The 18987-nt window shown below is 66.2% G+C and carries 18 protein-coding genes; 7 read left to right on the top strand and 11 right to left on the bottom strand.

The genetic code is table 11. The annotated features are described in order from the left end of the window. Window position 1 precedes the first annotated feature (1 nt). Window positions 2–892, top strand: a complete 891-nt coding sequence (locus JW805_00790; GenBank protein ID MBN2970551.1) for a pantoate--beta-alanine ligase — start codon at window positions 2–4, stop codon at window positions 890–892. A 65-nt stretch (window positions 893–957) separates the two neighbouring features. Beyond that, a complete protein-coding gene (locus JW805_00785) occupies window positions 958–1254 on the top strand; it encodes a sel1 repeat family protein (GenBank protein MBN2970550.1) in 297 nt (98 codons plus the stop codon). Window positions 1255–1469: 215 nt separating this feature from the next. Here the strand turns inward: JW805_00785 and topA are convergent, their stop codons facing one another. Continuing rightward, a complete protein-coding gene (gene topA / locus JW805_00780) occupies window positions 1470–4031 on the bottom strand; it encodes a type I DNA topoisomerase (GenBank protein ID MBN2970549.1) in 2562 nt (853 codons plus the stop codon). A 263-nt stretch (window positions 4032–4294) separates the two neighbouring features. Here topA and JW805_00775 point away from each other — a divergent pair, with 263 nt between their 5' ends. Continuing rightward, window positions 4295–7396, top strand: coding sequence for a TonB-dependent receptor (locus JW805_00775; GenBank protein ID MBN2970548.1), 3102 nt, complete (start codon window positions 4295–4297; stop codon window positions 7394–7396). A gap of 103 nt (window positions 7397–7499) precedes the next feature. Here the strand turns inward: JW805_00775 and JW805_00770 are convergent, their stop codons facing one another. From JW805_00770 to JW805_00740, 7 genes are all read right to left on the bottom strand, one after another. Beyond that, the gene (locus tag JW805_00770; GenBank protein MBN2970547.1) at window positions 7500–8126 is read right to left on the bottom strand and encodes an NAAT family transporter; all 627 of its coding nucleotides are present in this window, start codon (window positions 8124–8126) and stop codon (window positions 7500–7502) included. After that, window positions 8123–8740: a hypothetical protein gene (locus JW805_00765; GenBank protein MBN2970546.1), complete on the bottom strand. Its 618-nt coding sequence runs from the start codon at window positions 8738–8740 to the stop codon at window positions 8123–8125. The genes JW805_00770 and JW805_00765 overlap by 4 nt, the downstream gene beginning before the upstream one ends. Then, window positions 8737–9612 (bottom strand): bifunctional methylenetetrahydrofolate dehydrogenase/methenyltetrahydrofolate cyclohydrolase FolD, encoded by an 876-nt coding sequence (folD, locus tag JW805_00760; GenBank protein ID MBN2970545.1) that lies wholly within the window; start codon window positions 9610–9612, stop codon window positions 8737–8739. Before folD ends, JW805_00765 begins: the two co-directional genes overlap by 4 nt. Window positions 9613–9788: 176 nt before the next feature. Beyond that, window positions 9789–10064, bottom strand: coding sequence for a DUF167 domain-containing protein (locus tag JW805_00755; GenBank protein ID MBN2970544.1), 276 nt, complete (start codon window positions 10062–10064; stop codon window positions 9789–9791). After that, entirely contained in the window at window positions 10061–10459 is a 399-nt protein-coding gene (locus JW805_00750) for a YggT family protein (GenBank protein ID MBN2970543.1), read from the bottom strand. The genes JW805_00755 and JW805_00750 overlap by 4 nt, the downstream gene beginning before the upstream one ends. Continuing rightward, the gene (gene argB / locus JW805_00745) at window positions 10401–11300 is read right to left on the bottom strand and encodes an acetylglutamate kinase (protein MBN2970542.1); all 900 of its coding nucleotides are present in this window, start codon (window positions 11298–11300) and stop codon (window positions 10401–10403) included. The genes JW805_00750 and argB overlap by 59 nt, the downstream gene beginning before the upstream one ends. 44 nt (window positions 11301–11344) lie before the next feature. After that, complete coding sequence (locus JW805_00740) at window positions 11345–11998, bottom strand: queuosine precursor transporter (protein ID MBN2970541.1); 654 nt, start codon at window positions 11996–11998, stop codon at window positions 11345–11347. Between the two features lie 221 nt (window positions 11999–12219). On the opposite strand from JW805_00740, the gene JW805_00735 reads away from it, so the two are divergent. After that, window positions 12220–13575, top strand: coding sequence for a NupC/NupG family nucleoside CNT transporter (locus JW805_00735; GenBank protein ID MBN2970540.1), 1356 nt, complete (start codon window positions 12220–12222; stop codon window positions 13573–13575). Beyond that, a complete protein-coding gene (locus JW805_00730; protein ID MBN2970539.1) occupies window positions 13572–14030 on the top strand; it encodes a hypothetical protein in 459 nt (152 codons plus the stop codon). The genes JW805_00735 and JW805_00730 overlap by 4 nt, the downstream gene beginning before the upstream one ends. A 92-nt stretch (window positions 14031–14122) precedes the next feature. Here the strand turns inward: JW805_00730 and JW805_00725 are convergent, their stop codons facing one another. The 3 genes from JW805_00725 to JW805_00715 form a co-directional block, all read right to left on the bottom strand. Further along, on the bottom strand, window positions 14123–14854 hold the full coding sequence (locus JW805_00725) for a L,D-transpeptidase family protein (GenBank protein ID MBN2970538.1): 732 nt from the start codon (window positions 14852–14854) through the stop codon (window positions 14123–14125). Between the two features lie 179 nt (window positions 14855–15033). Beyond that, window positions 15034–15180: a hypothetical protein gene (locus JW805_00720; GenBank protein MBN2970537.1), complete on the bottom strand. Its 147-nt coding sequence runs from the start codon at window positions 15178–15180 to the stop codon at window positions 15034–15036. 7 nt (window positions 15181–15187) lie between these two features. Further along, on the bottom strand, window positions 15188–16084 hold the full coding sequence (locus JW805_00715; protein MBN2970536.1) for a 3-hydroxybutyryl-CoA dehydrogenase: 897 nt from the start codon (window positions 16082–16084) through the stop codon (window positions 15188–15190). Between the two features lie 111 nt (window positions 16085–16195). Between JW805_00715 and JW805_00710 the strand changes: the two genes are divergently transcribed. Together JW805_00710 and JW805_00705 are read left to right on the top strand one after the other, a co-directional pair. Next, window positions 16196–16762, top strand: coding sequence for an HNH endonuclease (locus JW805_00710; protein ID MBN2970535.1), 567 nt, complete (start codon window positions 16196–16198; stop codon window positions 16760–16762). A 60-nt stretch (window positions 16763–16822) separates the two neighbouring features. Then, window positions 16823–18973 (top strand): penicillin-binding protein, encoded by a 2151-nt coding sequence (locus tag JW805_00705; GenBank protein MBN2970534.1) that lies wholly within the window; start codon window positions 16823–16825, stop codon window positions 18971–18973. Window positions 18974–18987: the final 14 nt, after the last annotated feature.

The following is an 18987-nucleotide window of genomic DNA, read 5'->3' as shown; positions in this document are numbered from 1 at the left end:
GATGCGATCCGTAAGAGCCCGGGTCCGCTTTACCGAAGGGCATACCGCCGTGCAAACCATCCGTCGCCTCGCCGAGCTCCGTTCGGCGCTGTCCGCCTTCCGCGAGGCCGGCGAGGACATCGCGCTCGTCCCCACGATGGGCGCGCTCCATGCCGGGCATATGGCCCTGGTCGCCGAAGCGAAACTGGCGGCACGCCGCGTGGTCGTGTCGATCTTCGTCAACCCCAAGCAGTTCGGCGCGAACGAGGATCTGTCGCGCTATCCGCGCAAGGAACTGGCCGACGCGCGGATGGTGAGCGAAGCAGGCGTCGACGTGCTTTGGATGCCCGGGGTCGAGGAGGTCTATCCGGACGGCTTTGCGACCAACGTGTCGGTCTCCGGCGTCAGCGATGGGCTGGACGGCGCCGCGCGGCCCGGCCATTTCGACGGCGTCGCGACCGTCGTCGCCAAGCTGTTCAACCAAGTCCGCCCCGACGTCGCGCTGTTTGGCGAAAAGGACTTCCAGCAACTCGCCGTCATCCGCCGGATGGTCGCCGACCTCGACTTCGACATCGACATCCGCGGCGTGCCCACACAGCGCGACGACGACGGTCTGGCGCTATCCTCGCGCAACGCCTACCTCATCGCCGAGGATCGCGCGAAGGCGGTGGCGCTGCCACGCGCGCTGGGCGTTGCAGCCACCGCGATCGGCAATGGCATCGATCCGGCAGAGGCGCTGGCGACCGCGCGCGATACGCTGGGCGCGGCGGGCTTCACCGTCGATTACGTCGAGTTGGTCGATGCCGAAACCCTTGCCGAGCCGGTCCCCGGCCGCCCCCGCCGGCTGCTTGCCGCGGCGAAGATCGCCGGCACCCGCCTGATCGACAATATCGCGGTGAACGAACACGGTTAATCGCGTTAACCATTCTCTTACATTTGATCGTCAAACCTGCCCCTAATGAAAAAGGGGTTTGGACAATGGCTATCAGTGAAAAGACTGCCGCCTTCCTGATCGAAAGCCGGATGCGCGACGCTGCACGCGGCAATGTGAAGGCCTATTTCGACCTGGGCATCGCCTATTCGACCGGCGCGCAGGGTGTCGATATCGACCTTATCGAAGCGCATAAATGGTTCAACCTCGCCGCCATCGCCGGCAACACCCGCGCCCAGGAATGCCGCGCCGAAATCGCCGACGAAATGAGCGCGCGCGACATCATCGTCGCGCAGAAGGCGGCGCGGGCTTGGTTGCAGTCGGGATTGAGGAACGCGGCGTAGCGGCGGCTCCGGTCCGCAACGCGGACAATACCGACCGGCCGGCGGGCGCCAGCCCGACCGACGACGCGGGCTCTGCCGCGGCGCGACCTTAAAGCCCACCACCCTAACCCCCGTCATTCCCGCGAAGGCGGGAATGAATTCTGGCTGACGTCACGGCGTTTTTCGAAAGGCCAGCCAGAATTGATCCCCGCCTTCGCGGGGATGACGAATAGAGATCAGTCAGTCTTCTTCGCCGCAGCCTTCTTCGCCGGCGCCTTCTTCGCTGCGGGCTTCTTGGCCGCCGCTGCCTTCTTCGGCGCCGCCTTCTTCCTGCCCTTCTTCGCCGGCGCCGCCGCCGCACGCGCGTCGATCAGCTGGGCGGCTTCCTCGAGCGTCAGCTCGTCGGGCTGGATCGTCTTGGGCAGCGTCGCATTCGTCTCGCCGTCCGTGACATAGGGTCCATAACGCCCCTCCATCAGCTTGATCTCGGCCTCGGTGCGCGGATGCTTGCCCAGCACCTTCAAGGGCTCGCGCGCCGCGCCGCGTGCGGGACGCCCGCCGCCTGCCGCCGCCTCGGCGAGCTTGACGACCGCGGCGTTCATGCCCGTCTCGAACACGTCCGCGGTCGACTGCAACCGCGCATATTTGCCATTGTGCGCCAGGTACGGCCCATAGCGCCCGATCGACGCCGTGATCGGCGCACCCGTTTCCGGATGATCGCCGATCGTCCGCGGCAGGCTCAGCAGCTTCAGGGCCCAATCGAGATCGAGTTCCCCGATATCCTTCGGAATCGACGCGCGCTTGGCCTCCTTGCCCTCGCCGAGCTGGATGTACGGGCCGAACCGTCCCGACTTGCGCTCAACCGGCAGGTTAGTCTCGGGATCGGTGCCGAGCGTCTCGGGGCCCGTATCCTCGCCCGCACCGCCGCCAGGCTGGGCGAAGCGCCGGGTATATTTACACTCCGGATAGTTGGAGCAGGCGACGAAAGCCCCGAACCGGCCACCGCGCAAGGACAACCGCCCATCGCCGCAGTTCGGGCAGGCACGCGGGTCGCTGCCGTCGTCCTTGGGCGGGAACAGATAGTCGCTCAGGAACTCGTCGAGTGCGGCGGTGACTTCGCTCGGCTGGCGTTCCTTGACCTCATCCGTGCGCGGCTTGAAGTCGCGCCAGAACGCTTCCAGCACCGCCTGCCATTCGGCGCGGCCGCCCGACACGTCGTCCAGCTCTTCCTCGAGCCCCGCGGTAAAATCATAGCTGACGTATTTCTCGAAGAACCGCTCCAGGAACGCGGTCAGCAGCCGGCCCGATTCCTCGGCGTAGAAGCGGTTCTTCTCGAGCCGGACGTAGCCGCGGTCCTTCAACACATCGATGATCGACGCATAGGTCGACGGACGCCCGATGCCGAGTTCCTCCAGCCGCTTGATCAGCGATGCGTCGGAGAAGCGCGGCGGGGGCTGGGTGAAATGCTGCTCAGCTTTGACGCCCGTCTTCGCGGGCGCATCGCCCGACTTCAGATGCGGCAGGCGGCGGCTGTCTTCATCACCATCATCGTCGCGGCCTTCCTCGTACAGTGCGAGATAGCCGGGGAAGAGCACGACCTGGCCGGTCGCCCGCAGCACGCACTGGCCAGTCCCGTCCTCCAGCTCGATCGAGGTCCGCTCCATCCGCGCCGCCGCCATCTGGCTGGCGAGCGCACGCTTCCAGATCAGTTCGTACAGCCGGCCATGGTCGCCCGAGCCTGCGCGATCTTTCGAGAAATCGGTCGGTCGGATCGCCTCGTGCGCTTCCTGCGCGTTCTTCGCCTTCGTCTGATATTGCCGCGGCTTTTCCGGGACATAGCCGCCGTCGTAGCGCTCGATCACGGCTTTGCGCGCCGCATCGATCGCCGACCCGTCCATCTGGACGCCATCGGTCCGCATATAAGTGATCGCGCCGTCCTCATACAGCGCCTGCGCGATCCGCATCGTGTGGCTGGCCGAAAAGCCGAGCTTGCGCGCAGCCTCCTGCTGCAGCGTCGAGGTGGTGAAGGGCGGCGGCGGGTTGCGCGTCGCGGGCTTGGTCTCGACGCGGGCGACCGAGAAACGTCCCGCCTCGACCGCCGCTTTGGCGCGATTGGCGGTGCCCTCGTCCCCGATCGACAGGCGATCGAGCTTCTTGCCTTCCCACCCCGTCAGCCGCGCGACGAACGGCGTGCCGTCCTGTTCGAACGTCGCCTCGACCGACCAATATTCCTGCGGTTTGAAGCTTTCGATCTCCCGCTCGCGCTCGACCACCAGCCGCAGTGCGACCGATTGGACGCGGCCCGCCGACTTGGCGCCCGGCAGCTTGCGCCACAGCACCGGCGACAGGGTGAAGCCGACCAGATAGTCGAGCGCCCGGCGCGCGCGGTACGCGTCTATCAGATCGGTATCCAGCTCGCGTGGCTGCTCCATCGCCTTCAGGATCGCGGGCTTGGTAATTGCGTTGAACGTGACGCGCTCGACCTCCTTGGGCAGCGCCTTGCGGTTCTTCAGCACCTCGCGCACGTGCCAGCTGATCGCCTCCCCCTCACGATCAGGGTCGGTCGCCAGGATCAGACGATCCGCCTTCTTCGCCTCGTCGGTGATCGCTTTGAGCTGTCGCGATTTGTCGGCGTAGGTTTCCCACTCCATCGCGAAGTCTTCGTCCGGGTTCACCGACCCGTCCTTCGCCGGCAGATCGCGGACGTGCCCGTAGGACGCGAGGACGTGATAGTCCTTGCCCAGATATTTCTCGATGGTTTTGGCCTTGGCCGGGGATTCGACGATGACGAGCTGCATGGGGGCCTTAGCTAGGTGACTTCACGTGTACGCGCGAGTGTGAGGAGCACTCGACGTCTGCGTCAAGCGACGTCGCGCCGGGCACGTCTTCGTGGAATTTTGTCGTCTGTTGCCCTTTTGTCACGGCTGGCAGTTGACAAAATCGTATACCCTTTCTTTAATCGCTAACTTAAATCAGATCTCTCGGTCACCGCGGGGATGGTGGTCGAGCGATAAAGCCGCGCGCATGCGGCGCGCGGTTGTAAGGTACACAGGGGACTTACATGATTGATGCATCGGTGCGGCTTGCCCGCAAACCCTTTCGGCTGTCTGCAACACTTTTGCTTGCCGGAACCGCGATTTCACTGGCTGGCCTGACTGCGGTGGCCACGCCGGCGGCGGCGCAGAGCTTCACCACGATCGACGCCAGCGGTACGGTTGTCGATGCCGAGGGACAGCCCATCACGGGGGCGAAGGTCGCCGTCCGGTCGGAGGCGCAGGGCTTCACGCGCGAGACAACGACCAATCGCGACGGTACATACACGATCGTCCAGCTGCAGCCGGGACTGTACACCGTCACCGTCGAGGCGCCGGGCTTTGAAACATACACCGAGCAGGGCGTCCGTCTGGCGACCGGTTCGTCGACCAACCGTTACCAGCTGGCACGTGCGGACGGGTCGGGTGAGATCGTCGTCAGCGGCCGCCGTATCGCCAGCGCCGACTTCGATCGCACGACCACCGGCGCGGTCATCGACGTCGCGGACGTCGCGCAGCGCGTTCCCGTCGCTCGCGATCTGCAGGCGGTCATCCAGCTGACGCCGGGCGCCGGCGCAGGTTCGGGCGCTTTCGGTGGCCTCAGCAGCATCCGCGGCAGCTCGGTGTCGGAAAATGCCTATTTCCTGAACGGCATCAACATCACCAACTTCCGCAACAATCTGGCGCCCGCAACGATTCCGTTCGACTTCTACCAGACGATCGAAGTCAAGACGGGTGGCTATGCCGCAGAATTCGGGCGCAGCACCGGCGGCTTTACCAACGCGACCAGCAAGTCGGGCTCGAACGAGTTCCACGGTGCCGTGCGCTTCAACTGGGAGCCGGATGAACTGAAGTGGGACGCCCCGGATACCCGCGGTTCGGTCAACCGCTTCAGCGGCAGCAGCCGGACCGATGCGGTGTTCGAACTCGGCGGTCCGATCATCAAGGATCGCGTCTTCTTCTACGGCATGTACAATGCGCGCCGGACGGACAGCGTCGGTGCAGGGCGCCAGTATCTGGTCGAGAGCGACACCTATCTCGGCACGTCGCGTACGTTCAGCTCGGGGTCGTCGCCGTTCTACGGCATCAAGATCGACGTGCTGCCGTTCGACGGCCAGCGGCTCGAGGGCACGTACATCAGCAGCGAAGGCAGCAGCTATTCGCGCACCTATGGCAACACCAACTCGCTTGCCACCCGCTACGACTATATCCGTAACATCGACGGTCCATATTCAGGTGGCACCGACTTCCTGTTCGGCAACAAGATCTATGCGGGCAAGTACACGGGCACCTTCACCGACTGGCTCTCGGTCTCGGCGCTTTACGGCCGCGTCGAGTTCCGCAACACGAGCTTCTCGGTCAACCCGCAGAACTCGAACCTGCCGTCGGTCGTCGATGCGCGTATCGCCAACTCGCCGATCTCGCTGACCACGCCGGGCGGTGGCGTCGGTGAGTCGCTCGACAAGCGTACGCAATATCGTGCCGACGTCGATATCCGCTTCAACCTGCTCGGCTCGCACCACATCCGCTTCGGCTATGACCGCGAAGAACTCTTCTCTTCGCAGACGTCGATCGGGACGGGCGGTGGCGTCGGCTATCGCATCATCCGCGCCGCGGCGAACGATCCGCGCGGGCTCGCAATCGGTACGGACTATCTGCGGACACGAACCTATCGCATCGTCGGCGGGTTCGAATCGCTCAACGAGGCCTATTATCTGCAGGATAGCTGGTCGCTGATGGAGGGCCGGTTGAACGTCAATATCGGCGTTCGCAACGATCGGTTCAGCAACAACAATTCGGCCAATGTCACCTTCTACAAGTCGGGCAACCAATGGGGTCCGCGCCTCGGCGTCACCTTCGATCCTTTCGGCAATCAGACCGACAAGGTCTTCGGCAGCTTCGGGCGCCTGTTCATGCCGGTTGCCTCGAACACGAACGTCCGCCTGACGGGTGGCGAACTCTACTTTGACCGTTACACGACGTTCAACGGGCTGCAGGCGAACAACGTGCCGATCATCGGTACGCCGATCGTCTATGCAGCAGCGGCGAACTGCCCGGGCGAAAGCGGCGTGCGCGCCTGCACCATCTTCTCCGACGGGTCTCCGCGTCCGGCCGAGTCGCAGGTGTCGACCACGCTGAAGCCCCAGTCGGTGGACGAATACATCCTCGGCTTCGAAAAGCAGATCGGCCTGTGGCGCCTTCGCACCTTCTATACCGAGGCACGGCTGAACGAAGTGCTGGAGGACGTTGCGATCGACGCAGCCGTCCGTAACTATTGCGTTGCACAGCGGATATCGGGCTGCGCCGGCATCTGGGGTGGCTTCCACCAATATGTGCTGGTCAATCCTGGCAGCGGTGCAACCGTCCAGCTGTCCGACCCGATCGGCGGCGAAGCGACCCGGCGCACGGTGACCTTCTCTGCCGCCGAACTTGGCTATCCGAAGGCGGTCCGCACGGCGCGGTCGGTAACGCTCGAGGTTCGTCGCGAATTCGACGGTGTGTGGAGCCTGGATGCGTCCTGGGTCTACGGCAAGGTCATCGGCAACTATGAAGGCGGCGTGAAGACCGACAACGGCCAGACCGACACCGGCCTGACCACCGACTTTGACCAGCCCGGCCTGACCGCGGGCCAGTTCGGCTATTCGCCGAACGACCGTCGTCACGTCTTCAAACTGTATGGCAGCTATCAGCTGCTGAAGAATGTCACGGTCGGTCTCAACACATCGCTGACCTCGCCGCGGCGGTTCGGCTGCATCGGGCGCGTGCCCGACTCAGTGGACGAACTGGCGGGCGGCTATGGCGCGGCGGGCTCGTTCTGCCAGGTCAATCCGGATGGAACGATCAACACCAACCCCAAGGTCACCCGTCCGACGAAGCTGATCCCGCGCGGTTCGGTCTTCCAGAGCGACTGGCTGGTCCGCAACGATCTGGACATCCAGCTCACGCAGGAAATCGGCAAGGCGACCGGTTACCTCCGCGTCAGCGCGTTCAACCTGCTCAACCTCAAGGCACGCCTGAACTTCAACGAATATGGCACCGATGACGAGGGCACGGCGTCGCCGCTGTACCGCGACGTCACCGGCTACCAGGGCGGACGGTCGATCCGTTTCCAGGCCGGCATCAACTTCTGATCAGTCAGCATGCGGGCGTTGCGCGGCGCCCGCATGTGTTCTCGATCAAGGCCGCATCGCCCCCGCGGGCGGTGCGGCCATTTTTCTGCGCCTGCGTATTTGATCAGGCGGCGAAGAAGCTCGCCTTTACCCCGTTGATGACGAATTGTGCGGCGAGTGCCGCCAGCAGCACGCCGAGCAGGCGGGTGATGACCGCTTCGATCTTTGCGCCGAGCACCCGCATGATCGGGCCCGCCGCGAGCAAGGCGGCCAGCGTCAGAACCAGGATGGTCAGCATCGCAGCGAGCACGACGAGCGAGGCGCTGAGGCCCTCCGTGCGCGACATCATCAGCATGACCGACGCGATCGAGCCGGGTCCGGCGATCATCGGCATCGCCATGGGGAAGATCGATACGTCTTCGACTTCCGGCGTCTCCTTCAGCTTTTCCGCGCGTTCCTCGCGACGCTGGGTGCGGCGTTCGAAGACCATGTCCATCGCGATCACGAACAGCATGATGCCGCCGGCGATGCGGAACGCGTCGAGCCCGATGCCAAGCGCCCGGAGCAGCGCTTCGCCGAACAGTGCGAAGACGAGCAGGATGATCGTCGCGACCACCACCGCACGCACCGCCATCGCGCGGACGTGCGCCGGCGATGCGCCGCTGGTGAGGCCAGCATAGATCGGTGCGCAGCCCGGAGGATCGATGACGACGAAGAAGGTGATCAGGGCGGAGATATAGAGTTCGATCATCGCTTCGCCCCCTTGGCAGCGGGGGCGATACGGTTGGCGATCACCCGTTCCATCCGCCGACCGTTCCACAGATATACGTCCAGCGCCCGCGCGCCCTGGGGCGTGTAGGTCCAGCGCCATTGCAGCGTCGAATCGGCGGAGCGGCCGGAGGATTGCTGCTCGGCACCTTCCTGCGGGGCACCCATCACGTCGCGCGCCCGACCGCGGCACGACGCCTTGCGCTGTTTCGGCGCATCGCCGGCCGGCTCGATCCGACCCGTCGCCTCGCCGCCGTCATAGATCCATTTCCAGCCGCCGTCGGCCTGGCGGCGCCAGATCGTGGTAAAATAGCCCGCGGCCTTCTCGGCCGGTACCGCCCACGGCCCGGTGTTCACCGCCGTCTTGCCGTCGCACGAAACGAAGCTGGCGCGCGCGAACCACTGGATCGGATGCTTGGGCTCGGGGCGATCGGCCAGGAAGCGGCGCGCGACCATCGGGTGCGGCGCGAACATCATCGCATCCTCGGCCGCGGTATCACGGAACGCGGCCCATTGCTCGCCCTTCGCGGCGCGGGCGGCGAACGCACGCTCGGCGTCGATCGCGCTCACCTGCATCGCCAAGAGCGTCAGGATCACAGGCTGGTCTCGTCGAAGGCATGTCCCGCGTTGCGATAGGCGGCGACCAAAGTGTTGCGCAGCAGGACGGCGATGGTCATCGGCCCGACCCCGCCCGGCACCGGCGTGATGGCAGAGGCCACCTCGGCAGCCGAAGCGAAATCGACGTCGCCGACCAGGCCGCTTTCGGTGCGGTTGATGCCGACGTCGATGACGGTCGCGCCGGGCTTCAGCCATTCGCCCTTCACGAAATGGGGAATGCCGACCGCCGCGACGACGATGTCGGCGCGACCGACGTGGCCGGCGAGGTCCCGGGTGCGCGAATGCGCGATCGTCACCGTCGCGCTGGCACGAGTCAGCAGCGCCGCCATCGGCTTGCCGACGATATTCGACCGGCCGATCACGACCGCATCCTTGCCGGTCAGATCGCCCAGTTCGTCCGTCAGCAGCATCAGGCAGCCGAGCGGCGTGCAGGGGACGAAGCCCTCCAAACCGGTCGCGAGCCGGCCGGCGTTGACCGGGTGGAAACCGTCGACGTCCTTTTCCGGCACGATGCGTTCGATGACGACGCTCTCGCGAATATGCTTGGGGAGCGGCAGCTGGACCAGGATCCCATCGACCGCCGGGTCAGCATTCAGCCGATCGACCAGCGCGAGCAGGTCGGCCTCCGCAATGTCGGCATCGAGCTTGTGCTCGAAACTCGCCATGCCGGCCGCGACGGTCGCCTTGCCTTTCGAGCGGACGTAGACCGCCGACGCCGGATCCTCGCCGACCAGCACTACCGCCAGGCCCGCCTTGCGGCCGCTCGCCGCCTCGAACGCCGCCGCCGCCTCGCCCACGCGAGCCCTAAGTGCGGCCGCGGCCGCCTTTCCATTGATGATCTGTGCCGTCATGCGGGCGTTCATAGAGGGGCGTTGCTGCATCCGCCAGTCGTCGCACGCAGAGGCCGACCTATCGATCGTCATCCCCGCGAAGGCGGGGATCAATCGTCACTGAACGGGATGAGACTCACGCCGGTCAGCCAGAATTTATTCCCGCCTCCGCGGGGATGACGTTGGAAGGGCGCGCGTTAGGGATTCGCAATCCGCGCCGCGATCGCCGCCAGCGCATTGGCATCCCCCGCGATCGCCACGCGCTTTTCCCGGGACGTCTCGCCGCCGACGATCCGCACGTCGCGCTTCGGCACGCCGAACGCCCTGGCCACCAGCGCGACCACCGCGTCGTTCGCTTCGCCATCGACCGGCGGCGCGGTCACGCGTGCGGCAAGCGCGCCATCACGCCCCGGCCCCAGGCTCGCGCGCGAGGACCGCGGGGTGACCCGCACGGCCAGGACGAAGTCGCTCAAGCGCCGGTGTAGGCGGCGATCAGCTGGTTGCGGATGATGACGTCCAGGATCGCCAGGATGATCAGCACCACCACGGGCGACAGGTCGAGCGCGCCGAAATCGGGCAGCACGCGGCGGATCGGGCGGTACAGCGGCTCGGTCATCACGCCCAGCGCCTGCCACACGTTGCGGACCAGGTCGTTCGACGTGTTGATGACGTTGAACGCGATCAGCCACGACAGGATCGCCTGGACGATGATGACCCACCACACCAGGTTGAGCAGGATCTGCAGGATTTCGAGGATCGTCGTCACGTAGGCGTTCCCAATAGTCTGTCTTACGTCAATATAGCACCGATCAGCGCCGGACCAAGGTGCCCGCGCCACGTTCGGTGAAGATCTCCAGCAACATGCCATGCGGGATGCGCCCGTCGAGGATGACCGCGGCGTCGACCCCGCCCTCGACCGCCGCGACGCAGGTCTCGAGCTTGGGGATCATGCCGCCGGTGATCGTACCGTCCGCGCGCAGCCCGGCGATAGCAGCGGGGTCGAGGTCGGTCAGCAGTTCCTTGTTCTTGTCGAGCACGCCGGGAACGTCGGTCAGCAGGAAGAAGCGTGCGGCGCGCAGTTCGGCGGCGATGGCGCCCGCCATCGTATCGGCGTTGACATTATAGGTATGGCCATCGGCCCCCAGCGCCACGGGCGCGACGACGGGGATGAACCCCTGCGCCGACAGGCTGGTCAGAATGGTCGGGTCGACGCGAGCCGGCTCGCCGACGAAACCCAGATCGACGTGGCGCTCGATCCCCTGAAGCGGATCGGCTTCGCGCCCGGTCACCTTTTCGGCGACGACCAGGTTCGCGTCCTTGCCCGAGATGCCGACCGCGCGGCCGCCGGCCTGCGCGATCCAGGCGACGATTTCCTTGTTGATCGAGCCCGCAAGCACCATTTCCGCGATCTCGGCGGTCGGCTTGTCGGTGATGCGCAGGCCATCGTGGAAGCGCGATTCGACGCCCAGGCGCTTCAGCATCGCGCCGATCTGCGGGCCGCCGCCATGGATGACGACGACGTTGATCCCGACCATCTTCAGCAGCGTCACGTCCTCGGCGAAATCGCGCGCGAGTTCGGGGTCGCCCATCGCATGGCCGCCGTATTTCACGACGAAGGTCTTGCCGGTGTAGCGTTGCAGATACGGCAACGCCTCGGTCAGCGTTTCCGCCTTGGCGAGCATCGCGGGCGATGGGGCGTGATCGGTCATGGTGGCCCTTTAGGGCCGCGTCCGCGGTTCCCCAACCCCGGATTTCACGCCTGTCCGTCGAGCCGCCGGCCGAGCGCCACCGCGACATAGATCAGCGGCGGGACGAGCAGCGCCGACAGCACGACCTTCGCCAGCATCTGGCCGACCAGCAGCCCGCCGATCGGAAATTCGCCATAGAAGGCGATCGCGACGAACACGACCGTATCGACGATCTGGCTGAGCACGCCGGCGACGGCGGAGCGGAACCACAGCAGCTTCGACCCTTCCCGCCCCTTCAGCGCAGCGAAGATCGTCACGTTCAGCGTCTGCGAGATGCCATAGGCGATGATCCCGCCGATCCAGATCCGCCAGGTCGAAAACAGGATACCCTCGATCGCCGCCAGCGCCTCGGGCCGGTCGGCGCGCATTTCGGCCGACGCGGGAAGTGCATAGACGAGGAGCGAGAGGAGCAGCGACACGATCAGCGGCAGAAAGCCGATCCGCACCAGACGATTGGCCCAGGTCGCACCGTGCAGTTCGGCGACCGCGCTGGAGGTCACGACGAGCAGCAGGAAGGCGAAGATGCCCGCCTCGACCGCCAGCGGCCCGAGGCCGACCTGCTTGTTGCCGAGCACCCCCGCGATGCAGACCATGCCGCCGTAGAACAGCGCGAAGACGAAGAGCGAGAGCGGAAGGGTGCGCGATGGGGTCGTTTCCATCGCGCGGACGCTAGCCGAAATTTTTCGTGAGGGAAGCCCCAGACCAAAATCCAATCCTCCCCTGCAAGGGGAGGTGGCAGGCCGCCAGGCCTGACGGAGGGGTGTCACCCCATCCGGATAGCGGGACACGCCTCCGACCGGCTACGCCGGCCACCTCCCCTTGCCGGGGAGGATTGAGACACGCCCACACAAACCCCTGTCCCACCGCGCAAACCTCTGCCATGCTGGACACTTATGTGTTCCCAGGGGTGGGCGTTTACGTGCAGCATAATCTGATCGGCCTGGCCGGTATTTTCGTCATTCTGTTGGTCGCGTTCGCGCTGTCCAACAACCGCCGGGCGATTCGGCTGCGGGTCGTCGGGCCGGCGTTCGCGCTTCAGGCGGGCTTTGCGGTCCTGGTGCTGGCGACCAGCTGGGGCAAGTCGGTCATCGCCGGCATGTCGCACGGCGTCGCCAATCTGCTGGGCTATGCGAAGGCGGGCACCGACTTCATCTTCGGGCCGCTTGCCGGGCCCACGATGGGCGCGAACAGCTTCGCGATCGCCGCGCTGCCGGTCATCATCTTCTTCGCCTCGCTGATCTCGATCCTCTATTATCTCGGCGTCATGCAGCTCATCATAAAATGGGTGGGCGGCGCGATCCAGCTGGTGACGGGGATCACCAAGGTCGAATCGCTGGGGTCGGCGGCGAACATCTTCGTCGGCCAGTCGGAAAGTCCGCTCGTCATCCGGCCCTATCTCGCCAGCCTGACGCCGTCGCAGCTGTTCACCGTGATGACCGTCGGCATGGCGGGCGTCGCGGGCACGATCCTGGGCGCGTACGCCAGCATGATCGGCGAACAGTTGCTGCCCTATCTGCTCGCCGCCAGCTTCATGTCGGCGCCGGGCGGCATCCTGATGTCGAAGATCATCATGCCGGACGTCGAGCCGCGTCAGGGCGAGTTGCCGCTGGGCGACACGGCGGACGAAGCCGTCGCGCTGACCGAACCGCACACCCGCGCCGTCACCCCCGAGATCGAGGGCAGCGAGCCGATTGCGGAAGCCAGCCATGACGAGGAAAAGCCCGCCAACATCATCATGGCCGCCGCACAGGGCGCGCAGACCGGCGTGAAGCTGGCCGTCGCCGTCGGGGCGATGGTGCTCGCCTTCGTGGCGCTGGTGGCGCTCGCCAACGGCCTGCTGGCGGGCATCGGCAGCTGGTTCGGGCATCCCGAGCTCAGCTTCCAGATGCTGCTTGGCTATGTCTTCCAGCCGGTGATGTTCATCCTGGGCGTACCGTGGAACGAAGCCGGTGTCGCCGGCGGGCTGTTCGGTACCAAGATCGTCCTCAACGAATTCGTGTCGTTCATCGAACTCAGCAAGATTCAGGGCACGCTGTCGCCGGCGAGCGTGGCGATCGTCACCTTCTCGCTGTGCGGCTTCGCCAATTTCTCGTCGATCGCGATCCAGATGGCGGTGACCGGCAATCTGGCGCCCAACCAGCGCCCGGTGATCGCGCAACTGGGAATCAAGGCGCTGGTCGCCGGCAGCCTCTCCAACCTGATGTCGGCGGCGCTGGCGGGCCTGCTGATCGGGTGAGGCTGGTTTTCGCCAAGGGTGCGGGCAAGTACGATACGCTGACGGTTCTCCGGGCGGACCGTCCGGACGAGACGATCGACTGTCCCAAACAGCGGATTCTGCCCCACGACATGGTGCATTATGCGGTCGAGACCATCCTCGACGCGCGCGGTTTCCTGGGCCGGGTCGCCGCCGGCGAGGCGGCGGACTTCACGATGGGCGCCGAGGCGGAGAGTGACGGCGTCGAACGACTGGTCGAGGTGATCCAGGGCGACGGCTGGTCCGGCGGAGCGACCCCGGCGGAGGAGATGCTCGCGCTCTATGCAGTGACGTGTGACGCGCGCGAGTGCCCGGCGCTGGCGGTGGATGCCGCGACGATCGACGCGATCCGGGCGCGGATGGCGGAACTGACGGCGGCGTGGGACGCGGTGCCGGTCGGAGGGACTCTGGAACTGGCGTTCGAGCCTAGCCACTGACCACCCGTGCTCCCGCGCAGGCGGGAGCCCAGAGCCATAAGCGGCGACCTTCGCAACCCTGGGCTCCCGCCTGCGCGGGAGCATCGCAGGAGTTACGCTGCCTTGATCGCCTGCCCCTGGCTCAGCATCTCGCCATTGGTCACGATCACCGTATCCCCCAGTGCCACCGCGCCGAACAGCTTCCTGGCAAACGCGATGGGCACGCCGACGCAGCCGTGGGTCGCGGCATCCGGGCGCATCGCTTCGCTGCCGTGAATCGCGACGCCGTCGTTGGTCAGGCGCAGCGTATAGGGCATCGGCGCGCCGTAGAGGCTCGACACATGCTGCGCCTTGCGGAAGCTGACCTGGAACACACCGAGCGGCGTCGGCTTGGTATCGGCGCCATAGATCATCACCGCGGTGCCGATTTCGTGACCGTCACGGAACACCGACAGCACCTGCGCCTTCAGGTCTACGGTGACGACGATCTTGCCACCCTTCTCGGCCGGGGCTGCACTTTCGTCCCAGTACCAGTCGCCGTGAACGAACGGCTTGTTCACGCTCAGCACGCTCTTCACGACATAGGCCGACGGGTCGACCGGTGCCGGCGCAGCGGCAGGCTGGATCGCGGGCTTGGGAGCGGTCGCTGCTGCGGCGACGACCGGCGCGGGCGCCGCCGAAGTCGCGACCGGCTGCGGCGCACCTTCGCCGGCCGACAACCGGTCGGCGACATGCGCCGCGCCAAGGAAACTCGCGCAACAGCCGAGCGTCAGCCCGACTCGCTTGACCCATGTCGCGGTGCTCGCCATCCCTTTCGAATCCCTTGTCGCCAGATCGATCGTCATGCGACAGATCGTCTTTCGAAGGCGTCAAGAAAAGGCCGGATTTCCGGCTGTTCCGCGGTGGGACAGGGTAACGGAGCGTTTACCTCCCGATCGATCGTGCGCCGGCGGAGGGCGGAGCGCTGGCGAGCGCGAGCCCTTCGACCGGCCAAGGCTCCGGCCTTCGCCGAAGCCCACGGGCGTCACTCGTCCGTCCGGATCTTCACCTTGTTCGGCAGGTCCTTGCCCTTCGTCCGGCGCGACGGGACCTGCACCGGATTCTTCTTCTTCCATTCGCCATAGGTCATCGGACCATCGGGCGTCTGGATGATGGTGTCGTCGAGGGACATGCGCCCCTCAACGCGTCGGCACGGGCTCGGGTCCCGCATAGTCGTAGAAGCCGCGACCGGTCTTGCGGCCATACCAGCCCGCCTCGACATATTTCACCAACAGCGGTGCGGGGCGGAACTTGGGGTCGCCGGTGCCTTCGAACAGCACGCGGGTGATCTCGAGGCAGGTGTCGAGCCCGATGAAGTCGGCAAGCGTGAACGGCCCCATCGGGTGATTGAGCCCCAATGTGATCGCGGTATCGATGTCGCGGATCGTCGCCACGCCTTCGCCGAGCGCAAAGCACGCCTCGTTCAGCATCGGCATCAGCACGCGGTTGACGATGAAGCCCGGCGCGTCGTTGGCGTGGACGATCTCCTTGCCCAAGGTGCGCCCGAACGCCTCGACCGCCTGCACCGTCGCGTCGCTGGTCGCCAGGCCCCGGATCAGTTCGATCAGCCCCATGACGGGCACCGGGTTGAAGAAATGCACCCCCATGAACCGCGCCGGATCGGGCGAGGCCTGCGCAAGACGCGTGATCGGGATCGACGAGGTATTGCTGGCGAGAATCGCGTCGGCGCGCATGCCCTTGCCGACGGTCTCAAAGATCTTGCGCTTGATCTCCTCGCGTTCGGTCGCTGCCTCGATCACCAGGTCGCAGTCGCCCATCGCGGCCACGTCGCCGACCGGTTCGATATTGCCGAGGGTCGTGTCGCGGACCTGCGGCGTGATCTTTTCCTTCGTCACCAGCCGGTCGAGCTGCTTGGCGATTCCCGCCTTGCCGCCGTCGGCCCGCGCGAGATCGACATCGGACAAAAGCACGCGGTATCCTGCCGCCGCCGACACCTGCGCGATGCCCGCCCCCATTTGTCCGGCCCCGATGACTCCGATCGTCTTCATGGAAATCTCTCCTTTGGCGGTCGTCATAGCGCAGCGCGCGCGCGACGCCAGCGCTTGACCCGACACTGCCGCCCATGCTGTCATGCCCCTGTCATCGCTGGCACCGATGACGCCGTCAGTGACGCGCGAGGGGAACGCATGTTTCATCCCGATTTGCTCAGACACCCGGACAGTTGCCCGGCGCTGGTGCTCAACGCCGACTATACCCCGCTCAGCTATTATCCGCTGTCGATCTGGCCATGGCAGACCGCGGTGAAGGCGGTCTTCCTCGACCGCGTCGACATCGTGTCGCATTACGAACGCGAGGTGCGCAGCCCGACCGCGGCGCTGAAGCTGCCGTCGGTCATCGCGCTCAAGCAATATGTGAAGCCGTCGCAGTTTCCCGCCTTCACCCGCTTCAACCTGTTCCTGCGCGACCGTTTCGCCTGCCAATATTGCGGCACCGGCCATGACCTGACCTTCGACCACGTCATCCCCCGCGCGCAAGGCGGCCGCACGACCTGGGAGAATGTCGCGACCGCCTGTGCGCCGTGCAACCTGCGCAAGGGCGGCCGGACGCCAAGCGAAGCGAAGATGCCGCTCCACGTCCAGCCGATCCGCCCGACCAGCTGGCAGCTGCAGGAACATGGCCGCAGCTTCCCACCCAATTACCTGCACGACACATGGCGCGATTGGCTGTATTGGGACATCGAGCTGGAGGCCTGAGGTCGTCCCCACGCATTCGGCGACTTGCGAGTCGCGTGTTAGGTTGTTAATACAGTCGCCATGAATCTGGGTCCGCCGTTCGATCCGTCCGACCGTCGCATGGGGCCGTCGGACGACGACCCCTTCGCCAATTTCGCGCGCACCGGGAAGCTTTCCACGGGCAGCACGCCGCCCACGCCGCCCCCCGGCGAGGGCATGCGGTTCGATCCGCCACCCGCCCCACCCAGGCGCCGTATCCGCTGGGGCCGCTGGTTCGTCCGCGGGACGGGCGTGTTCATCGTACTGCTGGTCATCGCGATCATCTGGCTGGCGGTAACCGCGCCGTTGTCGCGGTCGCTCAAGCCGCCGACGCCGCCCAGCATCACCTTGCTCGCCAATGACGGCAAGACGCCGATCGCGCGGCGCGGCGCGGTGATCGGCGCCCCGGTCGACGTCCGCACGCTGCCCGAACACATTCCCCAGGCGTTCCTGGCGATCGAGGACAGGCGCTTCTACTCGCATTGGGGCGTCTCCCCCCGCGGCATTGCGCGGGCGATGTGGAACAACGCGCGCGCCGGCGGCATGCGCGAAGGCGGATCGACGATCACGCAGCAGTTGGCAAAGAACGCCTTCCTGTCGTCCGACCGCACGTTCGGCCGCAAGGCGCGCGAGCTGATGATCAGTTTCTGGCTGGAGGCGTGGCTGACCAAGGACGAGATCCTCAGCCGCTATCTGTCGAACGCCTATTTCGGCGACAACGTCTACGGCCTGTCGGCGGCTGCGAAACATTATTTCAGCAAACGCCCCGAACAACTGAGCGTGGCGCAGGCCGCGCTGCTTGCCGGCCTGGTCAAGGCGCCCTCGCGGCTGGCGCCGACCATCAACCTCAGCGGCGCGCGCGCGCGGCAGAAGCTGGTCGTCGGGGCGATGGTCGAAAGCGGATTCCTGACCAAGGCCGAGGCTGCCGACGTCGGCCCGGCGCGGCTGAACGTCGAAAAGACCAGGGAACTGCCCTCCGGCACCTATTTCGCCGACTGGGTGCTGCCGCAGGCGCGCGACCGGGCGGGCGAGATCGCGAGCGAACTGACCGTCACCACCACGCTCGACCAGCGGATGCAGCGCGCCGCCGAACGCGCGATCCGGCGCGCAGGCCTGCGCGAGGCACAGGCCGCGCTGGTCGCGATGCGGCCCGACGGCACGGTCGTCGCGATGGTCGGCGGCAAGGATTATGCGAAGTCGCCGTTCAACCGCGCCGTTCAGGCCAAGCGCCAGCCGGGGTCCACCTTCAAGCTGTTCGTCTATCTCGCAGCGCTCCGCTCCGGCATGACGCCCGAGAGCACCGTCGAGGACAAGCCGGTCACGATCGGCGAATGGAGCCCGAAGAATTCGGACGGCCGCTATGCCGGCGAGATCAGCCTGGCGCGTGCCTTCGCCAAGTCGTCGAACGTCGCTGCCGCGCGGCTGACCAAGGACGTCGGTGTGTCGAACGTGATCCGCGCTGCGCGCGACCTGGGCGTGACCAGCCCGATCGCCAACGAAGCCTCGATCGCGCTCGGCACCTCGTCGATGTCGCTGTTGGAGCTCACGAGCGCCTATGCCGCGATCGCCGCGGGCGAATATCCGGTGCGCGCGCGTGGTCTGTCGGCGGAGGAAGAGCCCGGCTTCATCGACCGCTGGCGTGGACGCCGCACGCAGATCGACGAGAAGACGCTGGAGGGGATGCGCGAGCTGCTGTCGCGATCGATCGCCAGTGGCACCGGCACGCAGGCCGCGCTCAGCATCACCGGCTTCGGCAAGACCGGCACGACGCAGGACAGCCGCGACGCGCTGTTCGTCGGCTATGCCCAGGGGCTGGTCGCGGGCGTGTGGGTCGGCAACGACGACAATACGCCCAATGCCGGCCTGCACGGCGGTGGCATCCCCGCGCGCATCTGGCGCGACTTCATGATCGAGGCGTTGGGCGTCTCCGCACCGCCACCACCGGTGGTCGAGGAGGTGGAGGATCCGCTGGGCAACCTGATCGAGGGGTTCGAGGATCCGACCGAGCCGATGTACACGACCGACGATGCGCCCCCGGCAGCGGAGATTGAAGGACTGGGCCTCAACGTCCGGTTAGGCCGCGACGGCAGCTTCGCAGTGGCGCCGAGCGACCGGCGACGGGATGCGCCCCCGCCGCGGCGTGAGGACCGACGTGCGCCGGACGAGGATGAAGAGGCCGTGGCACCGCGGTAGGGACTTCGCGCCCT

It is taken from the genome of Roseomonas aeriglobus, assembly GCA_016937575.1.
In the GTDB taxonomy this organism is placed as follows: domain Bacteria; phylum Pseudomonadota; class Alphaproteobacteria; order Sphingomonadales; family Sphingomonadaceae; genus Sphingomonas; species Sphingomonas aerigloba.
The sequence above is the reverse complement of the archived record's forward strand: the minus strand, read 5'-3'. Positions and strand labels throughout refer to the sequence as shown.

Coding starts and splice junctions, on each gene's coding strand:
- JW805_00790 (MBN2970551.1), top strand. CDS start 2: ATGCGATCCGTAAGAGCCCGGGTCCGCTTTACCGAAGGGCATACCGCC.
- JW805_00785 (MBN2970550.1), top strand. CDS start 958: ATGGCTATCAGTGAAAAGACTGCCGCCTTCCTGATCGAAAGCCGGATG.
- topA (MBN2970549.1), bottom strand. CDS start 4,031: ATGCAGCTCGTCATCGTCGAATCCCCGGCCAAGGCCAAAACCATCGAG.
- JW805_00775 (MBN2970548.1), top strand. CDS start 4,295: ATGATTGATGCATCGGTGCGGCTTGCCCGCAAACCCTTTCGGCTGTCT.
- JW805_00770 (MBN2970547.1), bottom strand. CDS start 8,126: ATGATCGAACTCTATATCTCCGCCCTGATCACCTTCTTCGTCGTCATC.
- folD (MBN2970545.1), bottom strand. CDS start 9,612: ATGACGGCACAGATCATCAATGGAAAGGCGGCCGCGGCCGCACTTAGG.
- JW805_00750 (MBN2970543.1), bottom strand. CDS start 10,459: ATGGCATGTTGCTGGAGATCTTCACCGAACGTGGCGCGGGCACCTTGG.
- argB (MBN2970542.1), bottom strand. CDS start 11,300: ATGACCGATCACGCCCCATCGCCCGCGATGCTCGCCAAGGCGGAAACG.
- JW805_00740 (MBN2970541.1), bottom strand. CDS start 11,998: ATGGAAACGACCCCATCGCGCACCCTTCCGCTCTCGCTCTTCGTCTTC.
- JW805_00735 (MBN2970540.1), top strand. CDS start 12,220: ATGCTGGACACTTATGTGTTCCCAGGGGTGGGCGTTTACGTGCAGCAT.
- JW805_00725 (MBN2970538.1), bottom strand. CDS start 14,854: ATGACGATCGATCTGGCGACAAGGGATTCGAAAGGGATGGCGAGCACC.
- JW805_00720 (MBN2970537.1), bottom strand. CDS start 15,180: ATGTCCCTCGACGACACCATCATCCAGACGCCCGATGGTCCGATGACC.
- JW805_00715 (MBN2970536.1), bottom strand. CDS start 16,084: ATGACGACCGCCAAAGGAGAGATTTCCATGAAGACGATCGGAGTCATC.
- JW805_00710 (MBN2970535.1), top strand. CDS start 16,196: ATGTTTCATCCCGATTTGCTCAGACACCCGGACAGTTGCCCGGCGCTG.
- JW805_00705 (MBN2970534.1), top strand. CDS start 16,823: ATGAATCTGGGTCCGCCGTTCGATCCGTCCGACCGTCGCATGGGGCCG.